Raw genomic sequence first — 18,251 nt, forward strand, 5'->3', positions numbered from 1 at the left:
CCACATTCTACTGCCGGCACATCCCCAATCTGGACAGGAATCTCGGTGCTGGCAACGGTCTGCAGTCTCCATCTGAAGTGGCTGCTGCGGCAGCGATGATTCACCTCACGCTTTGGCCGAACAACTGCCAAAACGTATCGCCTTCGAGCAAGCGCCCTCCGTACTTCAGGCGTACCGCTGCCGCGCCACCACCGCCAGCCCGCAACCCACAGCACCTTCCAGGTCACCTTCCACCGCACGCGCAGCCGGGAACTGGCGGGCCAGCGCCTGGCGCAGCGCCGGCACGGCGGAGGAGCCGCCGGTGAAGAACAGGGTGTCGAGCTTGTCGGCTGAGACGCCGGCCTGATCCAGGCACTGTTGCGCGGACGCGCAGACGCGTGCCACTTCGTTGTCGATGGCGGCTTCGAAGTCGCTGCGGGACAGGGCGATGCGCAAGCCCTCCTCGGCTTCGTCCAGCGCCAGCATGGCCTGCGGCACGGCGGAGAGTTCGATCTTGGCGGCCTCTACCTGCATGGCCAGCTGGTGGCCAGCGTGCTTGTTCACTACGCTCAGCAGGCGGTCGAAGCGGCGGCCGTCGGCGACGCTGGGCGCGATGTCCAGGAAGCTGCGCCAGAACTTGCGGGCGTACACCTGGTTGATGGTGTGCCAGGTGGCGAGCAGGAAGAACACGCTGTTGGGGAAGGACGCGCCGTTCTTCAGCAGGCTGCCCATGCCCAGCTCCGGCATGACGCCGGCCAGCGACAGGCGCTTGTCGAAGTCGGTGCCACCCACGTGCACACCGCTGTTGCCCAGCAGGTCGCTGCTGCGGTCGGCTTGCCCACGCCGTTCCGGCGACAGGCGGATCAGCGAGAAGTCAGACGTGCCGCCGCCGATGTCCACCACCAGCACCAGCTCTTCGCGTTCGATGCCCTGTTCGTAGGCGTGCGCCGCGGCCAGCGGCTCGAACTGGAAGCTCACTTCGCGGAAGCCGAGACCCGCCACGATTTCCCGCAGCGTGTCTTCGGCCAGTTGGTCGGCCTCGCTGTCGTCATCCACGAAGCGCACCGGGCGCCCCACCACCACCGCATCGAAGCTGCGCTGCACCTCGCGTTCGGCACGCTTCTTCACTTCGCCGATGAAGCAGCCGATCAGGTTGCGGAAAGACAGGTGGCGGCCGCCGACCTCGGTGCCGGCATCCATCAGGCCACTGCCGAGCAGGCTCTTCATCGCCCGCATCAGGCGGCCGTCATAGCCTTCCAGGTATTCCGCCAACGCGGCGCGGCCGAAGCTCAGCGAATCTTCGTCGAGGTTGAAGAACACGGCCGAGGGCAACGTGTATTTGCCGTCTTCCAGCGGCAGCAGGTGCGCGTGCGCATCGCCGGCATCGCGGATGGCAACGGTGGAATTGGAGGTACCGAAGTCGATACCGCAGGCGGACAGACTCATGATCGAAAGGGGGAGGATCCGGACAACTGCCGGCGGCCGTACGGGCGCCCGCAGAAAAAGGGCGGCAAGCTTAAGGGCGGGCCGGCACGGGGGTCAATCGGAAAAATCGGGGAACGGACAACATCGCAAGCGGCGCCGGCAGCGCTCAGCGAAGGCTCGCGCCGGCCACCGTGGCGCCGGGCCAGCCGAACAACTCGGCAATCGCCTCGCGGTACATGCCATGGCCGATGGTGTTGGTGCTGTGGTGCGAGCCGCCCTCGACCAGCAACCACTTCTTGCGCGCGGGCGCGGCGTCGTACAGGGCCTGCCCCAGCGCCGGGGCGATAAGGCTGTCGTTGCCGCCATGCACGATGAGGACCGGCGCCTTGACCTTGGCGATCTTGCTGGCGGAGTCGAAGCGCTGCGTGATCAGCGGCGACACCGGCAGCCAGCCCCATTTGAAGGAGCTGACCACGGCCGGGATCGAGGTGAAGGTGCCTTCCACGATGAGGCCATCGAGATCCGCCACGTTCGCCGCGAGGTCGATGGCGATGGCCCCGCCCAGCGAATGCCCAAACACGTAGCGCGGGCGGTCCGGGTGATTCTTCGCCAGCCAGGCCCAAGCCTGTCGTGCGTCCTCGTAGGCGGTGTCCTCGGAGGGCAGCTCGCCACTGCTGCGGCCGAAACCGCGGTAGTCGACACCCAGCACGGAGAAGCCGAGCTCCTGCATGCGGCGCATGCGTCCGGCACTGCCGCGCACGTCCCAGCGGGCGCCGTGCAGGTACAACAGCACAGGCGCGTCGGCGCGGTCCGCCGGGTGCCACAGGGCGTGCAGCTTCGCCGGCGCGTTGTCTACGCGCGAATCGAACTCGATCCACACGTCCTGCATGCCCTCGGCAGCCATCATGCCGCCGCGCCAGGCGTCGCGGCTGGGCTGGAAGATCCATTTGCGCTGCTGTTCCTCCAAGCTCACGCAACCGGCGGAAATGGCAGCAGCGAGCCCCAGCAATACCGTCAGGCGGAACAGGGACAGGCGTCGGAACAGGGCACGTGCGAAAGGAACGCGTGTGAAAGGGGCGCGGGAAAAACGCATGTGCGGCAGACCGGCAGCGGGCAGAAAAAGTTCAGGCGAGGCGATGTCCGGCATGGTGGCAGGAGCGGCGGCACCGCCCGATGCAGCCTGCAACCAATCGCATGACACGGGAGCTGCGACGCCCCGCGGCGGCGTTGGTGTCGACTGGCCCTGGCCGCGACCTACAGCACCAGCGGGCGGTTGCCCAGCTCGTCCGGATTATTCCGGTCGCCCGCCGGGAAGTGCGTCGCGAGCAAGGCGGTGATCGCATCGATCAGCTGCACCAGCCCGGCCTCGCCACGGCCGGCGCGGAAGTGCCCGGTGGCATCGCTGACCAGCCGTTGCCAGGCGTCGGCAGGCACATGCGCATCGATGCCGCGATCCGCCAGCACCTCCAGGCGATGCTCCGCCATCAGCAGGTAGATCAGCACGCCGGAGTTCTCCTGCGTGTCCCATACGCCCGTCTGGCCGAACACCGCCAGCGCACGGGCGCGCGCATCCACGCCGCGGGCGCCGGCCCAGCCCAGGCCGCCTTCGATCACCACCCGCAACTCGCCGCGATGCTGGCGCTCGGACGCGGCGACATGCGCCTCCACCTCGCTGAGCACCTGAGGCGAAAACAACCTGCGCGCTTCCCGTTCGCCGCCCCACAGGTGGCGATAGAGACGTTGCAGCCCGTTCATCCTTGCCATCTCACCAGCCTCCCGACGCGCCGCCGCCACCAAAACCACCGCCGCCACCGCCCCAGCCTCCACCCCCGCCGAAGCCACCTCCGCCGCCGCGATGGCGGGCCGTCTGCGACAGCACGTCCAGCAACACGCCGGTGGCCACGCCCTTGCCGAAGCCGCCACCCTGCGACGCGTAGTAGCTGCGCCGCCGCGCACCGCGAAGCGCCAGCACGATGACGACGATGATGAAGAACAGCGCCGACAGCGACATGGACAGCCCGGCCTGACCGCCCTGCGCCCGGCGATCCGGTGGCGGCAGGGCCTCGCCGCCGATGCGCGCGGCAATCCGCTCGATGCCGGCCGCAATGCCGGCGTGGAAATCGCCGCGCTGGAAATGTGGGGCGATGGTCTCGGCGATGATGCGCTTGGCAATCGCATCCGGAATCGCCCCTTCCAGGCCGCGGCCCACTTCGAGGCGCAGCTTGCGGTCCTGGGTCGCGACGATGAGGATCACCCCGTCGTCGACGTTCTTGCGCCCCACCTTCCAGGCATCCGCAACGCGGATGCCATAGGCCGCGATGTCCTCCGGCTGCGTGGTCGGCACCAGCAACACCGCCACCTGGCTGCCGCCCTGCTGCTCGATGGCCGCGAGTCGCGCCTCCAGGTCGTTGCGCTCGTCAGGCTTCAGCGTTCCGCTGGTGTCGGTGACGCGGGCGCTCAGCGGCGGAATGGCCGCAAGGTCCTGCGCCCGGGCCTGACCCTGAGTCAGTGCGAGCAAACCCGGCAGCAGGCCAAACGCGGCGAACACGGCGACCCGCAGGCCGCGCCAGATGGACATGGCTTACTTGTTACCGCTGTTGCTGCCGCCGAAATCGACCTTGGGCGCGTCGGAAATCGCCTTCTCGTTCTCCACCGTGAAGCTGGGCTTCACGTCGTAGCCGAACATCTTGGCCGTCAGGTTGGTGGGGAAGCTGCGCACATGCACGTTGTAGGTCTGCACCGTCTGGATGTAGCGGTTGCGCGCCACGGTGATGCGGTTCTCCGTCCCTTCCAGTTGCGCCTGCAGGTCACGGAAGTTGGCGTCCGCCTTCAGGTTCGGATAGTTCTCGGACACCACCAGCAGTCGCGACAGCGCGCTGCTGAGCGAAGCCTGGGCCTGCTGGAAGCGCTCCATCGCGGCCGGGTCGTTCAACGTCTCGGGCGTCACCTGCAGGCTGCCGACACTGGCACGCGCCTCGGTGACCCGGGTCAGCACTTCCTTTTCGTGGTCGGCGTAACCCTTCACCACGTTCACCAGATTGGGCACCAGGTCGGCACGTCGCTTGTATTGGTTGAGCACCTCGGCCCAGGCGGACTTCACCGCCTCGTCGTTGGCCTGGATCTGGTTGTAACCGCAACCGCTGAGCAGCGCTGACAGGCAGACAGCGGCCAGCAGCGAACGGAACATCGACAGGCTTGGGAAGGAAGGCATGCGCATGACATCTCCTGGACAGGGTGCGTGTGACATCGCGTGTGGAAGCCGCGTGTAGGATCTTCTTTCGCTGGCACCACGAGCGTGCCAGCAGGGCAAGCGCGATTCTGGCCCCGAAAGCCTGCAGGGGGAAGTCAGCCGGGTCTGATAAATCAGGCCAGGCGGGCCAGCAGGCGATCGAGCTGGTTGGCGAAGGCCTGGCGGTCGGCCTGCGAGAACGGCGGCGGCCCGCCGGTCTGCACGCCGCTGCTGCGCAGGCCTTCCATGAAGTCGCGCATGGACAGGCTCTCGCGGATGTTGGCGGCGGAATACAGCTCGCCGCGCGGATTGAGCGCCGTCCCGCCGCGCTCGATGACCATCGCCGCCAGCGGAATGTCGGCCGTGATGACCAGGTCGCCCGCCTGCACCTGGGCGGCGAGGTGGTGGTCGGCCACGTCGAAGCCGGCCGGCACCTGCACCGCGCGCACGTATTGCGAGGGCGGCACGCGCAGCATCTGGTTGGCCACCAGTGTGGTCATGATCCGCTTGCGCTCGGCGGCGCGGAAGAGAATGTCCTTGATGACGGCCGGACAGGCGTCGGCATCGACCCAGATGTTCATTACCGCAGTGTCTCACTTCCCCTGCGTACAGGGGGTATGCCGCGGGGGCGGACACCGCTAGAGTTGCGGGGTTTTTGCTTGCTGCATCACTGGATAGTTCCGGCGATCAAGGCTGCATGGCGCCGGCCCCGACACCCCTGCAAGGAAGCGTCGCCATGACCGGCCTCACCGCCACCCCGCCCGCAGCCGTCCCCCGCTACGCCGCACGCGCGCTGTTCGCGGGAACCATCTTCTCCAGCGCCTTCCTTCTTTTCCTCGTCCAGCCGCTGATCGCCAAGCAGATCCTGCCGTGGTTCGGCGGGTCGGCCACGGTGTGGACGATCTGCATGGTGTTCTTCCAGGTCGTGCTGCTGGCGGGCTATGCCTACGCCGACTGGCTGTCGCGCAAGCTGGCGGCGCGCTGGCAGGTCGTCGCCCACGTCGCCTTGCTGGCCTGCAGCCTGCTGTTCCTGCCCATCGTGGCGGACCCGCAGTGGAAGCCGGTGGCCGGGGGCGACCCCAGCCTGCACATCCTGGGGCTGCTGCTGGCCACCATCGGCCTGCCGTATTTCCTGCTCTCCACCACCGGGCCGCTGATCCAGTCCTGGGTGTCCAGCAGTGCGGTGGGGGCGCAGGTGTATCGCTACTTCTCCCTCTCGAACTTCGCATCGCTGGTGGCGCTGGTGGCCTACCCGTTCGTCATCGAGCCCTACACCGCCCTGCGCGTGCAGGCCGTCGGCTGGTCCTGGGGCTATGCAGTGTTCGCCCTGCTGTGCAGCGGCAGCGCGCTGTACTTCCTGCGCTTTCTTGCCGCCGCCGGCGGGGCTTCGGCGCAGGCGGCCGCGCAGGCCCGCACCGACACGTCGAACGCCGACGGCACCGCCCCGACGCTCGGCACCAGCCTGCTGTGGCTGTCGCTGTCGGCCATGGGCTCCTGGCTGTTGCTGGGAATCACCAACCACCTGACCCACAACGTCTCGTCGATTCCCTTCCTGTGGATCCTGCCGCTGTCGGCCTACCTGTTCACCTTCGTGCTGGCCTTCGAGAGCGACCGCTGGTATCGCCGCCGCCTCTTCCTGCCGCCGGCCGCCGTGTTGCTGGTGCTGTGCGCCTACGGCCTGCAGCACGGCATCGGTGCCAGCCTGCAGGACGACCTGCCGCTGTACGTGCTGGGGCTGTTCCTGTTCTGCATGTTCTTCCACGGCGAACTGGCCCGCATGCGGCCGGCCCCCCGCTACCTGACGCGCTTCTACCTGATGCTGTCGCTGGGCGGCGCGCTGGGCGGCATCGCCGTGGGTCTGGTGGCGCCGCATGTGCTGCCGGCCTACTACGAGCTGGGCATCGGCCTGGTGATCACCGCCGTGCTGATCGTCGTGGTGTTCCGCCAGCACAGGCCGATGGCGCTGGCGGGCGTATGCCTGTGCCTGGTGTGCAGCTACTTCCTGGCGATGCAGGTCTACAACGACTTCAGTGGTGCCCGCCGGGTGGTGCGCAATTTCTACGGCTCGCTGCTGACCTACGACCAGGCGCGTGACCAGCCGGACGACAACGTGCGCGCCCTGCTGCACGGCTCGATCAAGCATGGCGAGCAGTACCTGGTGAGCGCACGCAAGCGCGAGCCCACCAGCTACTACGGCCCCGGCTCCGGCGTGGCGCTGGCCATCGCCAGCAAGGAAGGCGACGGCCTGTCGGGCAGCCTGCGGGTCGGCGTCATCGGCCTGGGCGCGGGCTGCCTTGCGGCCTACAGTCGCCCGGGCGACCTGTACCGCTTCTACGAGATCAACCCGCAGGTGGTGGAGCTGGCGCAGAGCGAGTTCAGCTTCATGCGCGACAGCCCGGCGCAGATCGAGACCGTGCTGGGCGACGCGCGCCTGTCGATGGAGCGCGAGCCGCCGCAGGACTTCAACGTGCTGGCCATCGACGCCTTCTCCGGCGGCTCGGTCCCGGTTCACCTGCTGACCGTCGAGGCCATGGAGGTCTATCTGCGCCACATGAAGGCCGATGGCATCGTGGCCTTCCACGTCACCAACGGACATCTGTCACTGGCACCGGTGGTGGAGCGCATCGCCCTCGCGCACGGCGTGCACGCGCGGCTGGTCCATGACGACGCCACCGACACGCCGCTGCGGCGGACCGACTGGGTACTGGTGAGTCGCGACGCCGCCAGCCTGGGCCGCGGCGCCCTGCGCAACGCCACGGCGCCGATCGACGACATTGCCGGCCTGCAGGCCTGGACGGACGACTTCAACGACCTGTTCCGGGTCATGAAGTAGCCGCCCGACTGGCATCCTTCCGCTGTCGGCGCCCTCTGACAGCGGAAGGGGATTCTGCTGACAAGGGGGTGTCCGGCCTTACCGGATGATTCGCTCACCGTTGCGACATGAGGTCGCACAGATCAAGTGGGAGAGCGAACATGAAAAAAACCAACTCACGCCTGTTGCTCAGCGTGCTGGCTGCCGCCAGCCTGACACTGGGACTGGCTGCCTGCGAGAAGGAAGGGCCGGCCGAACGCGCCGGCAAGTCCATCGACGAAACACTGGGGACCAAGAAGGAACCCGAGACCCTGGGCGAAAAAGCCGCCGAGACCGGCGAGGCGATCGGCCAGAAGGTCGAGGACGCTGGCGAGAAGATCCAGGACAGCGCCGACAAGAAATAACCAGAATAACTACCAAAGCAGGCGGGAGGAGACAAACCCCAGCACTGCACCGGACGGCCCCGCCCTGCGGGGCCGTCCATCTTCTGGCGTCCGGAAAACGTGGGGGCCGAGCGTTTGGTTGAACCTGCAGCTGAACCTGCGGCCGGACGTGCGGCAGAGGGCGCGTTGCGGCGCATGCGCGCCGTTGCTCAAAGCGACGCCGCCCCTGGCGGAGCCCGGGGAACCACGGCACGAATGACGTGCCGCCCCAAGTGCCGCCCCACATGCCGTCCCGGGAAGCGCGCGGATCAGACCGCCGCCGTGCTCCCCGCTTGCTCCGTCACCTCGGCCTCTTCGGCCTCTTCCGCCTCCTCGCCAAGGAAGCCGCCACTCTGGTGTGCCCACAGGCGCGCATAGAGCCCGCCCTTCGCAAGCAGGCTGCGGTGGTCGCCCTCTTCCACGATGCGCCCGTGGTCCAGCACGATCAGCCGGTCCATCGCCGCGATGGTGGACAGGCGGTGAGCGATCGCCACCACCGTCTTGCCCTCCATCAGGCGATACAGGCTGCCCTGGATGGCGGCCTCCACCTCGGAGTCCAGCGCGCTGGTGGCTTCGTCCAGCAGCAGGATGGGCGCATCCTTCAGCATCACGCGCGCGATCGCCACGCGCTGGCGCTGACCGCCGGAGAGCTTCACGCCACGTTCGCCGACGTGCGCGTCATACGACCTGCGGCCCGCCGGATCGGTCAGGCCCTGTACGAATTCATGCGTCTCGGCGCGCTCGGCGGCGGCCATCATGTCTTGGTCATTCGCGTCCGGTCGGCCGTACAGGATGTTCTCGCGCACCGAGCGATGCAGCAGCGAAGTGTCCTGGGTCACCATGCCGATGCTGGCGCGCAGGCTGTCTTGCGTCACCTGCGAGACGTCCTGGCCGTCGATCGTCACCCGGCCGGCTTCCACGTCGTAGAAACGCAGCAGCAGGTTGACGATGGTGGACTTGCCGGCGCCAGAGCGTCCCACGAGGCCGATCTTCTCGCCGGGACGGATCGTCAGGTTGAGGTGGTCGATGACCTTCTTCTCGCCACCGTAGGCAAAGCTGACGTCCTCGAAGCGGATCTCGCCACGGCTGACCTCCAGCCGCTTCGCATCGGCACGGTCCACGATGGCATGCGGGCGCGACAGGGTATTGATGCCGTCCTGCACGGTGCCGATGTGCTCGAACAGCATCGCCATTTCCCACATGATCCAGTGGGCGATGCCGTTCAGGCGCAAGGCCAGCGCGGTGGCCGCCGCCACCGCACCCACGCCGATCTGCCCCTGCGCCCACAGCCACAACGACAGGCCGGCGGTGGACACCACCAGCAGCATGTTGAGCGCGTGGTTGGTGATCTCGAAGGCGCTGACCAGGCGCATCTGGCCATGCACGGTGACGAGGAAGTCCTGCATGGCGGCGCGTGCGTAACCGGCCTCGCGGCGGGCATGCGAGAACAACTTCACCGTCGCGATGTTGGTGTAGGCATCGGTGATGCGCCCCGTCATCAGCGAGCGCGCATCCGCCTGCGACTTGGCGGCCTGCCCGAGTCGCGGCACGAAGATGCGCATCGCCAGCAGGTACAGCGCCAGCCATGCCAGGAAAGGCGGCAGCAGCCAGAGGTCGAAGCTGCCGACCACCACCACCATGGTGACGAAATAGATCACCACGTAGACCAGGATGTCCGTGATGATCAGCACCGTGTCGCGCACCGCCAATGCCGTCTGCATCACCTTGGTGGCGATGCGGCCGGCGAATTCGTCCTGGTAGAAGCTCATGCTCTGGCCGAGCATCAGGCGGTGGAAGTTCCAGCGCAGGCGCATCGGGAAGTTGCCCGCCAGCGCCTGGTGCTTGATGAAGGTCTGTACCGCGACGACCAGGGGGCTGGCCAGCAGGATGACGGCAAGCAGGGCCAGCGTGCCGGCCTCGTCCTGCCACAGCGTCGCGGGCTGGATGCGCCCCAGCCAGTCCACCATGCGCGCCAGCGCGCTGTAGAGCAAGGCTTCGAAGGCACCGATGGCCGCCGTGCACAGGGCCATGGCGAACACATAGCCGCGCAGGCCCTGGGTACAGGCCCACAGGAAGCCGGCAAAGCTGCGCGGTGCCGTCTTGGGCGCACCGTCGGGATAGGGATGGACGAGTTTTTCGAACCAGGTGAACACGCGGGGTCTCCGTTGACACGCGGTGAGGGAACACCAGAAAGAGCAACGCCGCACTGCGGATCACGCAGCGCGGCGCACACCTCTGTAAGGGACCGTCATTCTCCCAGCAAGTGCCGCGCATCGCAAAAAGCAGGCCGTCGCCTGCTGCCACAACGCTGTCAGCGGTGGAAGTGATGCACCAGCCAGGGCACGGCCATTGCGGTGAGCGCGCCGTTCAGGCCGATGGCCAGACCGGCGAACGCCCCCATGATCTCGCGCTCCTGGAACGCCCGCGCAGTGCCGATGCCATGCGCCGTCACGCCCATCGAGAACCCCCTCGCCACCGGATGATGGATGCCCAGCGCAGCATGGATGGGATTGGCCAGCATCGCGCCGAGGATGCCGGTGAGAATGACCAGCACGACCGTGAGCGAGGGCAGGCCACCGACGTGCTCCGACACGCCCATGGCGATCGGCGTGGTCACCGATTTCGGAATCAATGACAGCAAGGTTTCAGCGCTCGCTCCCAGCATCCAGCCGATGAGCACGGCCGAGCCCGCCGCCGCGAACGAACCGACGAGCAGGCCCGCGGCCAGCGGCAAGGCGTGGCGCCGCAACACGTGGCGCTGCTGGTACAGCGGCAGCCCGAGTGCCACCGTCGCCGGCCCCAGCGCGAAGTGGATGAACTGCGCCCCTTCGAAGTAACGCGCATAGGGCGTGCCGGTGGCGAACAACACGCTCACCAGCAGCACCACCGAGATGGCCACCGGGTTGGCCGCCGGGTGGTGGCAGAAACGCTCGCTCACCAGGCCGCCGAAGATGAAGGCGGCAAGGGTCAGCATCAGCCAGGTCAGCGGCGAGGCGTCGAGGTACACCCACAGCGCGGCCAGCGAGGCATTCAGGGGATCGGGCAGGACCGGCGTCATGGCTGGACACCGCCTTGCGAAGCTTCCTTGCGCTCCTGCCTCGCCACCAGCCATTGCACCACGCCGGCCGTGACGGCCAGGCCGATGGCCGTGCTTAGCACCAGCGCCACAAGGATCGGCAGCCATTCGTCACGCAGGCGATGCAGATGCAGCATGACCCCGACCGCCGCCGGCACGAACAGCAGGGAGAGGTTGCCCAGCAAGGCCGAACAGGTCTGCTGGAGCGCCGTGCCGCGCGCACTGTCGAGGCCGCGCCAGCCCAGCCAGCAGGCCAGCATCAGCATGCCGATGACCGGCCCAGGCAAGGGCAGGTTGAAGGCCCGCGCCAGGCTCTCCCCGGCAAGCTGGAGCGCCAGCAACAGGCAACACGCGATCAGGATATTCATGTGCTTCAGGGCAGCCGCAGCTGCGGGGACGGCATCAGCCTGTCATCTTCGCCGACCACCGCGCTTGCGCCAAGGCGGCGGCCTGATATGGATCAGTCGGCAAGGCAAATACCGGCTCTACCAGCCGGCACCCGCAGGCCGTCGCCAGTCCAGCGCCCAGCCCGCCTCGCCGGGTTCGCAGCGGGCACCAGCGTCGGCGCCGATCGCGCCGATCCACACGGCCTTGCCGTCGGCCGCCCGCAGCACCGGCAGACGATCCCGCCACCAGGGCGGCACGCCGCGCTCCTGCGCGAGTTGCCTGAACGCCCGTGAAGGGCCGCCCTGGTGTTCGCGCAGGCGGTCGTCAGCGCGACGCAGGCCGATGGAGAACGCCTGTTGCGGGTCGATGCGCAGCGCATCCGGGCCGTTTGCAGGCGAGAAGGCGAGTTCGCCACCGCACCAGGGCCATTGTGTTTCTCCTTGCCACACGCCGGCATGCTCGCCCGCCGTTGCCGGCATGTCGGCCTCCAGCCAGAAGGCGTCTCGATAGGCGCATAGCGCCGTGGCGCCGTGCACCTGGCGGATCGCCCGCACACCCACCAGCTGGCGCAGGCTCTCCTGCAGGTGTCGCGTATCCGGCATGCGCTCGCCATGCAAGGCCAGCAAGGCGCGCAACACGTGGCGGGCGCGGGCCTCCGGCAAGGCGGCAAGACGCGAACGCGCGCCAGCCGTGCCGGGCAGCACCGTCGCGATGTCCTGCTCTGCCAGCTCTGCCAGCAGTTGCGCCGCGTCGCCGAAATGCGCCGCCGCGCGCGCCAGCGTGGTGGCCGCACCCGGCCAATGCGCCGTGAGCGCCGGCACCACCGCGTGACGCAGGTGATTGCGTGCGTAGCTCGTGTCCGAGTTGCTGTCGTCCTCGATCCAGCGCCAGCCTTCCGCCTGCGCGCACGCCAGCAGCTCGGCACGCGACACGTCGAGCAAGGGCCGCCACAAGCGCCGCGCCGGGTCGAGCGCACGCATCGCCGCCATGCCTTCGACGCCGGCGCCACGCAGCAGGCGCATCAGCACCGTTTCAGCCTGGTCGTCGCGATGATGCGCAAGCGCGATCCAGTCCGCATCCTGTGCCGCCAACACCGCATGCCGCGCATCGCGCGCCGCCGACTCGACACCACGCGGATCGTCGCGCGACACCACCACGCGCGCCACGTGCAGCGGCACGCCCAGCGACGCACACACCGCCTCGCAATGCGCCGCCCAGTCGTCCGCCTTCGGATTCAGGCCGTGATGCACATGCACGGCCTGCAACTGCGCCGCGTGCTCGGCCGCAATGGCGCGCAACAGATGCAGCAGCACCGTCGAGTCCAGCCCGCCGCTGAACGCGACGCATACCCGCCGCCCCTGCTTCGGCAGCTGTCCGCTCACCACATCAGGAAGATTCATCCTGCCCGCCACGCCAATCCCGTCCCACAAAAGAAAAAGGCCGCATTGTCTGCAGCCTTCGGGTGAGGATGGGAGAAATCGTAGCGAGCGGTTCAAGGCCGGAACGAGGCGCGGAGTCGTACTGAAGTACGACGAGCACCGGAGTTCCGGGATTGGACCGCGCAGTAGATTTATCCCGTCCTCAGGTGGCGAGTTCTTTGAACTTGCCGTAACTCATCAGCCGCTCGAAACGCTTCTCGATGAGTTCATCCGCCGACAGCTCCGACAACTGCTTGAGGCTGTCCTGCAGGCCACGCTTGAGGCTTTGCGCCGTGGCGCGGTGGTCGCGATGCGCGCCGCCCACCGGCTCGTTGATGATCTTGTCGACCAGGCCCAGGGACTTCAGGCGCGCCGCCGTGATGCCCATGGTCTCGGCCGCCTCCGACGCCTTCTCGGCGCTCTTCCACAGGATGGAGGCGCAGCCTTCCGGCGAGATGACCGAGTAGGTGGAGAACTGCAGCATCATCAGCTGGTCGGCCACGGCGATCGCCAGCGCGCCACCGGAACCGCCTTCACCGATGATGGTGGAGATGATGGGCACGCGCAGCTCGGCCATCACGTACAGGTTGTGGCCGATGGCCTCGGACTGGCCGCGCTCTTCGGCGTCGATGCCGGGATAGGCACCGGGCGTGTCGACGAAGGTGAAGACGGGAATCGCGAACTTCTCGGCCAGGCGCATCAGGCGCAGGGCCTTGCGGTAACCCTCCGGACGCGGCATGCCGAAGTTGCGGATGATCTTTTCCTTGGTGTCGCGGCCCTTCTGGTGGCCGATGACGATGCAGCTCTGACCGTTGAAACGGGCCAGGCCGCCGATGATGGCGCGGTCGTCGGCGAAGGCGCGGTCGCCATGCAGCTCTTCGAAGTCGGTGAAGATGTGCTGGAAGTAGTCCAGCGAATACGGACGCTGTGGATGGCGCGCCACCTGGGCGATCTGCCAGGGCGTCAGCTTGCCGTATACCTCCTTGGTCAGCGCCTGGCGCTTGACCTCGAGGCGGGAGATCTCCTCCGAGATGTCGACGGCGGAATCGTCCTGGACGAAGCGCAGCTCCTCGATCTTGGTTTCCAGATCGGCAATGGGCTGCTCGAATTCGAGAAAAGTGGTCTTCACTGAGACAGGCTGGCGTGACAGAGGGCGCGATTGTACCGCAAGCGCCACGGGTGCCGATCGGCTTCGATCAAGCCCGCATCAACCCGCCTACGGGCGCACTACGGGTGGCTTTCCCGCCCGTCGCCGGCCCGTGCCCGGGGCCTTACGGGGCAAACAGATAGGCGCGTATTTCATAGTCGCTGCCACGGTCGAGTACCGACAAGGGGACGAGCTTGGCCGTCCGGCCGTGATCCAGCAGGTACAGCGGCACCCCGTCGCGCGGGCCGGGCAGCGGCACGGCGATGCGCACGGTGGCACCGCGCTTGAGCGGATCGAGCACCAGCACCCGGACCGCGCAGGAGCCGTCGTCGGCCGAGGCGGCCATCGGCGAGCCTTCCAGCAGCTCCACGCCGACATGGCCACGGTTTTCCGCCGTCCGCCACAGGCGCTTGATCTTGCCGACCCGCCAGCGGTCCCCGTCCAGCGAGTGCATGCCGACCAGGGCTCCGACCCGGACTTCGTCCTGGCCGTCCAGCGGCGCCACGGCGCCCACCCCCTGCCGGCTGGCATCGCGCAGCTCCCAGGTGCGCGGCACGATGACTTCACCGTCGCCCGCCAGTCGCCCGAGGAAACGCATCAGGCCGCTGATGACCATCATCTGGCCGGGCAAGGCATGGCGGCGGTGGCGACGCACCGGGGCCTCGCTGGACCAGGCCTTGACCATATGGCCCAGCACCAGGGCCAGCCGCGCCCGCGAGGCGTCGTCGTCCGCCGCCAGGCTGGCCGGTGCATTGCCAGCCAGCAGCAGGTCGTGCAGCTGCTGGAGGGCTGGCAGGGCTTCCAGCCCGCTGAAGAACCGCGGCAGGCTGGCGTGCTCGGGTGTCCGCACCAGGCGGGCCGGTGGCAGCGACTGCGCGGCCTCCACCCAGTAGGTGCTGCCGGCGGCCGGGGCGGCGACCAGTTGCAGGTGCGGCCAGACGTAGGTGATGAGGCGCGCAGCCAGTTCCAGCTGGGGCGGATCGAGCTGGTCGGCGCCCACCGCGTGCAGGGCCACGCAGCGCAGGTATTCGCGCTCTACCGAGGTTTCCAGGCGGCGGTCGGCACGCAGCTGGACCGGCAGCCTGTCCTGGCCGGCGCCGACGGCCAGCCGGTAGGCCAGATTGGCGCGCGCCCACAGGGTCTCGTCATGCGGGCCGTGGCGGAAGGCGTCCCACTTGGCACGCTGGCAGGCGGTGCGGATCGCGCGGGCGGCAAGTTCAGCGAACACCGGGGTGGCACGCGCACGTTCTTCCGCCGCGGCCGCGGTGATCAGGCATTCGCCGTAAGCGTCGAGCAGCATCGCCAGGAAGCCGCGCGTACGGTTCCACAGGTTGCGCCGCACGCTGCCCTCGCTGGCGGGCGCCGCGAGGTAGAGCTCGGACAGCTGCCGGACATGCGGCTGGGTGGCCTCGTCCAGCGCGAAGATCAGGCGGTGGCGGTCGGCATCGTTGAGGTCGGGGTTGCCGAGCAGGGATTCGACCCAGGAGGCGGCCTCGCCGAGCGCCTCGGCAGGTTCGGCCCCCCGCAGTTCGGCCAGGGCCTGCTGGAGTGCGCGGTTTGCTGCGAGCGGATGACTTCTGGACAGCAGGGACAACATGCGCACCCCCGGGGAATCAACAATTTCGCCGGCCATCCGGCGGATTCCGGCAGATTCTAGCCAGAGTCGCCAGAAACAAACAGCCGACCATCGGACCAAGGGCGACCCCTCAAGTAGAATCCCCGGAGTTTCTCCTCCGCGCCACTTCCCCTCAGCTCCCATGCGCCAATACCTGGATCTCATGCGTCACGTGCTCGAGCACGGCCACGCCAAGTCCGACCGCACCGGCACCGGCACCCTGTCGGTGTTCGGCTACCAGATGCGTTTCGATTTGTCCGAAGGTTTTCCGGTCACCACCACCAAGAAGCTGCACCTGCGCTCCATCATTCACGAGCTGCTGTGGTTCCTGCAGGGCGATACGAACATTCGTTACCTGAAGGAAAACAAGGTCTCGATCTGGGATGAATGGGCGGATGAATCCGGCGAGCTGGGGCCGGTATATGGCAAGCAATGGCGGCGCTGGCAGACCGCCGATGGCCGCGAGATTGACCAGATCAGGCAATTGGTCGAGGGCCTGAAAAGGAACCCGGATTCGCGCCGCCACCTGGTGAGCGCCTGGAACCCGGGCGACGTGGACAAGATGGCCCTGCCACCCTGCCACGCGCTGTTCCAGTTCTACGTCGCCGACGGCAAGCTGTCCTGCCAGCTCTACCAGCGCAGCGCCGACATCTTCCTCGGCGTGCCCTTCAATATTGCGAGCTACGCACTGCTGACGCTGATGATCGCGCAGGTCTGCGGGCTGAAGCCGGGCGATTTCGTGCATACGCTGGGCGACGCGCACCTCTACAGCAACCACCTGGAGCAGACGCGCCTGCAACTGTCGCGCGAAACGCGTCCGCTGCCGGTGATGAAGCTGAACCCGGAGGTCACCGACCTGTTCGCGTTCCGGTTCGAGGACTTCACCCTGGAAGGCTACGACCCGCATCCGCACATCTCCGCACCGGTGGCGGTATGAGCCAGCCGAAGATCGCGCTGATCGCCGCGGTGGCGAAGAACGGCGTCATCGGTCGCGACAACACCCTGCCCTGGCGTCTGCCGGAAGACCTGAAGCGCTTCAAGGCACTCACGCTCGGGCACCCGATCATCATGGGCCGCAAGACCTGGGACTCGCTGGGCCGTCCCCTGCCCGGCCGCGAGAACATCGTCATCACGCGCCAGCAAGGCCTGGACGCCGCCGGCGCACGTGTCGTCCACAGCCTGCAGGACGCCATCGACGCCTGCGCCGGCAAGGACACCGTGTTCGTCATCGGCGGCGCCCAGCTCTACACGCAGGCCCTGGCGCAGGCCGACCTGCTGTATCTCACCGAGGTCGACGCCGAGGTGGAAGGCGATGCCTTGTTCCCGCCTTTCGACCGGCTGGCGTTCAGCGAAACGGCACGCGCGTTCCATCCCGCCGACGAGCGCCACGACCACGCCTACAGCTTCGTGGACTACGCGCGCATCCCTGCCTGAAGCGCCGAAAAAGTCAGACAGCCTTCGACGAAAGGCGGCATATCGCCCACGGGCGACGTCATTGTTTTTGGCGGAAAATAGCGATTCCGGAATTTGCGGGACCTTTGTCACGCTTCCCTTTCGATCTGTCGTCACCTGTGCATGCAAGCATGCTCGTGCGACGTAGCGAGCCCAGCCGGATCCATTCCGGATCCGGACCTACCCCCGGGGCGAGGCGCAGAGAGAGGATGCAAGCATGGACAGGAAGATTCGGGTACTCGTCACCGGCTGTGACGGGCAGATTGGCCGCGTACTGGTACCGGCGCTGAGAGAGCGCCACGGCGAACCGGCAGTCGTCGCAAGCGACTTGCGCGAACCGGACATCGACGGCCCCACCGCAAAGCTCGACGTCACCGACGCGGATGCGGTGCGCGCACTGATCGCCCGCGAAAAACCCGACCATGTCTATCACCTTGCCGGCGTCCTGTCCGCCGTGGGCGAGCGTGATCCCGGCCGCGCCTGGCAGGTCAACCTCAACGGATTCCTCAACGTGCTGGAGGCCTGTCGCGAACACGGCGTCAGCCGCGTGTTCTTCCCCTCCACCATCGCGGTCTACGGCCCGGACGCGGCCAGCAACGCCACGCCGGACGACGCTCCGACCCGGCCGACCACTGTGTACGGCATCGCCAAGGCCGCGGGGGAAAACCTCGCCGCCTGGTATCGCCGCCGCTTCAACCTGGACGTTCGCGTGCTGCGCTACCCCGGCGTCATCGGTTGGGAAAGCCTGCCCGGTGGCGGCACCACCGACTACGCCGTTGAGATCTACCACGCAGCCGTCGCGGGCGAGACCTACCGCTGCCCGCTGTCGGCCGAGCGCGCCCTGCCGATGCTGGCGATGGCCGACGCCATCCGCGGCACCATCGACTTCATGGCCGCCCCGGCCGAACAGATCCGCCAGAGCACCGGCTACAACCTGGGCGGCTTCTCCGGCGCCCCGCAGGATTTCGTCGCCGCCATCACCAGGCTGATGCCGGCGTTCAAGGTGCAGTACCAGCCGGACCATCGCGACCAGATCGCCGCCAGCTGGCCGGCTGGCCTGGACGACAGCGCCGCCCGCCAGGATTGGGGCTGGGCGCCGCAGTTCGACATCGACAGCCTGTCGGAGGAAATGCTGGCGCAATGCGCAGCGCAACTGGCAGCGCGTGCCGCGGCACAGGCGGCCGAGATCGCCAGCCAGCGCTACGACAACCTGGAGCGCCTGCAACGCAAGGCCAGCTGAAGCTGACGCTCCGCGTGCGAAGGGCCGGCCACGGAATGTGGCCGGCCCT

Annotated in this window: 17 protein-coding genes; 5 read left to right on the top strand and 12 right to left on the bottom strand. The window is 67.7% G+C overall.

Annotation, left to right across the window (positions count from 1 at the left end; translation table 11 throughout):
• Positions 1-165: 165 nt before the first annotated feature.
• The 6 genes from VVD47_RS04055 to VVD47_RS04080 form a co-directional block, all read right to left on the bottom strand.
• The gene (locus tag VVD47_RS04055; RefSeq protein ID WP_327602116.1) at positions 166-1,425 is read right to left on the bottom strand and encodes an Hsp70 family protein; all 1,260 of its coding nucleotides are present in this window, start codon (positions 1,423-1,425) and stop codon (positions 166-168) included.
• A gap of 145 nt (positions 1,426-1,570) precedes the next feature.
• Positions 1,571-2,497, bottom strand: coding sequence for an alpha/beta hydrolase (locus VVD47_RS04060; RefSeq protein ID WP_327602117.1), 927 nt, complete (start codon positions 2,495-2,497; stop codon positions 1,571-1,573).
• Positions 2,498-2,658: 161 nt separating this feature from the next.
• A complete protein-coding gene (locus VVD47_RS04065) occupies positions 2,659-3,168 on the bottom strand; it encodes a TPM domain-containing protein (RefSeq protein ID WP_327602118.1) in 510 nt (169 codons plus the stop codon).
• Between the two features lies 1 nt (position 3,169).
• Entirely contained in the window at positions 3,170-3,982 is an 813-nt protein-coding gene (locus tag VVD47_RS04070) for a TPM domain-containing protein (RefSeq protein ID WP_327602119.1), read from the bottom strand.
• A gap of 3 nt (positions 3,983-3,985) precedes the next feature.
• On the bottom strand, positions 3,986-4,615 hold the full coding sequence (locus VVD47_RS04075; RefSeq protein ID WP_443080937.1) for a LemA family protein: 630 nt from the start codon (positions 4,613-4,615) through the stop codon (positions 3,986-3,988).
• 152 nt (positions 4,616-4,767) lie between these two features.
• The gene (locus VVD47_RS04080; RefSeq protein WP_327602120.1) at positions 4,768-5,214 is read right to left on the bottom strand and encodes a YaiI/YqxD family protein; all 447 of its coding nucleotides are present in this window, start codon (positions 5,212-5,214) and stop codon (positions 4,768-4,770) included.
• 155 nt (positions 5,215-5,369) lie between these two features.
• Between VVD47_RS04080 and VVD47_RS04085 the strand changes: the two genes are divergently transcribed.
• The gene (locus VVD47_RS04085) at positions 5,370-7,466 is read left to right on the top strand and encodes a fused MFS/spermidine synthase (protein ID WP_327602121.1); all 2,097 of its coding nucleotides are present in this window, start codon (positions 5,370-5,372) and stop codon (positions 7,464-7,466) included.
• Between the two features lie 140 nt (positions 7,467-7,606).
• Positions 7,607-7,849 carry a hypothetical protein gene (locus VVD47_RS04090; RefSeq protein WP_327602122.1) on the top strand — a complete coding sequence of 81 codons (243 nt, stop codon included), beginning with the start codon at positions 7,607-7,609 and terminating at the stop codon, positions 7,847-7,849.
• A 287-nt stretch (positions 7,850-8,136) separates the two neighbouring features.
• Here VVD47_RS04090 and VVD47_RS04095 read toward each other — a convergent pair whose 3' ends face one another.
• From VVD47_RS04095 to VVD47_RS04120, 6 genes are all read right to left on the bottom strand, one after another.
• On the bottom strand, positions 8,137-10,020 hold the full coding sequence (locus tag VVD47_RS04095) for an ABC transporter ATP-binding protein (protein WP_327602123.1): 1,884 nt from the start codon (positions 10,018-10,020) through the stop codon (positions 8,137-8,139).
• Positions 10,021-10,178: 158 nt separating this feature from the next.
• On the bottom strand, positions 10,179-10,925 hold the full coding sequence (locus VVD47_RS04100; protein WP_327602124.1) for an LrgB family protein: 747 nt from the start codon (positions 10,923-10,925) through the stop codon (positions 10,179-10,181).
• Positions 10,922-11,311 (bottom strand): CidA/LrgA family protein, encoded by a 390-nt coding sequence (locus tag VVD47_RS04105; protein WP_327602125.1) that lies wholly within the window; start codon positions 11,309-11,311, stop codon positions 10,922-10,924. The genes VVD47_RS04100 and VVD47_RS04105 overlap by 4 nt, the downstream gene beginning before the upstream one ends.
• A gap of 117 nt (positions 11,312-11,428) precedes the next feature.
• On the bottom strand, positions 11,429-12,730 hold the full coding sequence (gene tilS / locus VVD47_RS04110) for a tRNA lysidine(34) synthetase TilS (RefSeq protein ID WP_327602126.1): 1,302 nt from the start codon (positions 12,728-12,730) through the stop codon (positions 11,429-11,431).
• 181 nt (positions 12,731-12,911) lie between these two features.
• The gene (locus VVD47_RS04115; protein ID WP_327602127.1) at positions 12,912-13,877 is read right to left on the bottom strand and encodes an acetyl-CoA carboxylase carboxyltransferase subunit alpha; all 966 of its coding nucleotides are present in this window, start codon (positions 13,875-13,877) and stop codon (positions 12,912-12,914) included.
• A gap of 142 nt (positions 13,878-14,019) precedes the next feature.
• Complete coding sequence (locus tag VVD47_RS04120; protein ID WP_327602128.1) at positions 14,020-15,492, bottom strand: hypothetical protein; 1,473 nt, start codon at positions 15,490-15,492, stop codon at positions 14,020-14,022.
• A gap of 160 nt (positions 15,493-15,652) precedes the next feature.
• On the opposite strand from VVD47_RS04120, the gene VVD47_RS04125 reads away from it, so the two are divergent.
• From VVD47_RS04125 to VVD47_RS04135, 3 genes are all read left to right on the top strand, one after another.
• Positions 15,653-16,447, top strand: coding sequence for a thymidylate synthase (locus VVD47_RS04125; RefSeq protein ID WP_327602129.1), 795 nt, complete (start codon positions 15,653-15,655; stop codon positions 16,445-16,447).
• Positions 16,444-16,944 carry a type 3 dihydrofolate reductase gene (gene folA / locus VVD47_RS04130; protein WP_327602130.1) on the top strand — a complete coding sequence of 167 codons (501 nt, stop codon included), beginning with the start codon at positions 16,444-16,446 and terminating at the stop codon, positions 16,942-16,944. The genes VVD47_RS04125 and folA overlap by 4 nt, the downstream gene beginning before the upstream one ends.
• Positions 16,945-17,179: 235 nt before the next feature.
• Positions 17,180-18,202 (top strand): NAD-dependent epimerase/dehydratase family protein, encoded by a 1,023-nt coding sequence (locus VVD47_RS04135; RefSeq protein WP_327602131.1) that lies wholly within the window; start codon positions 17,180-17,182, stop codon positions 18,200-18,202.
• Positions 18,203-18,251 lie beyond the last annotated feature (49 nt).

The organism is Uliginosibacterium sp. H1 (assembly GCF_036017065.1).
Taxonomy (GTDB): domain Bacteria; phylum Pseudomonadota; class Gammaproteobacteria; order Burkholderiales; family Rhodocyclaceae; genus Uliginosibacterium.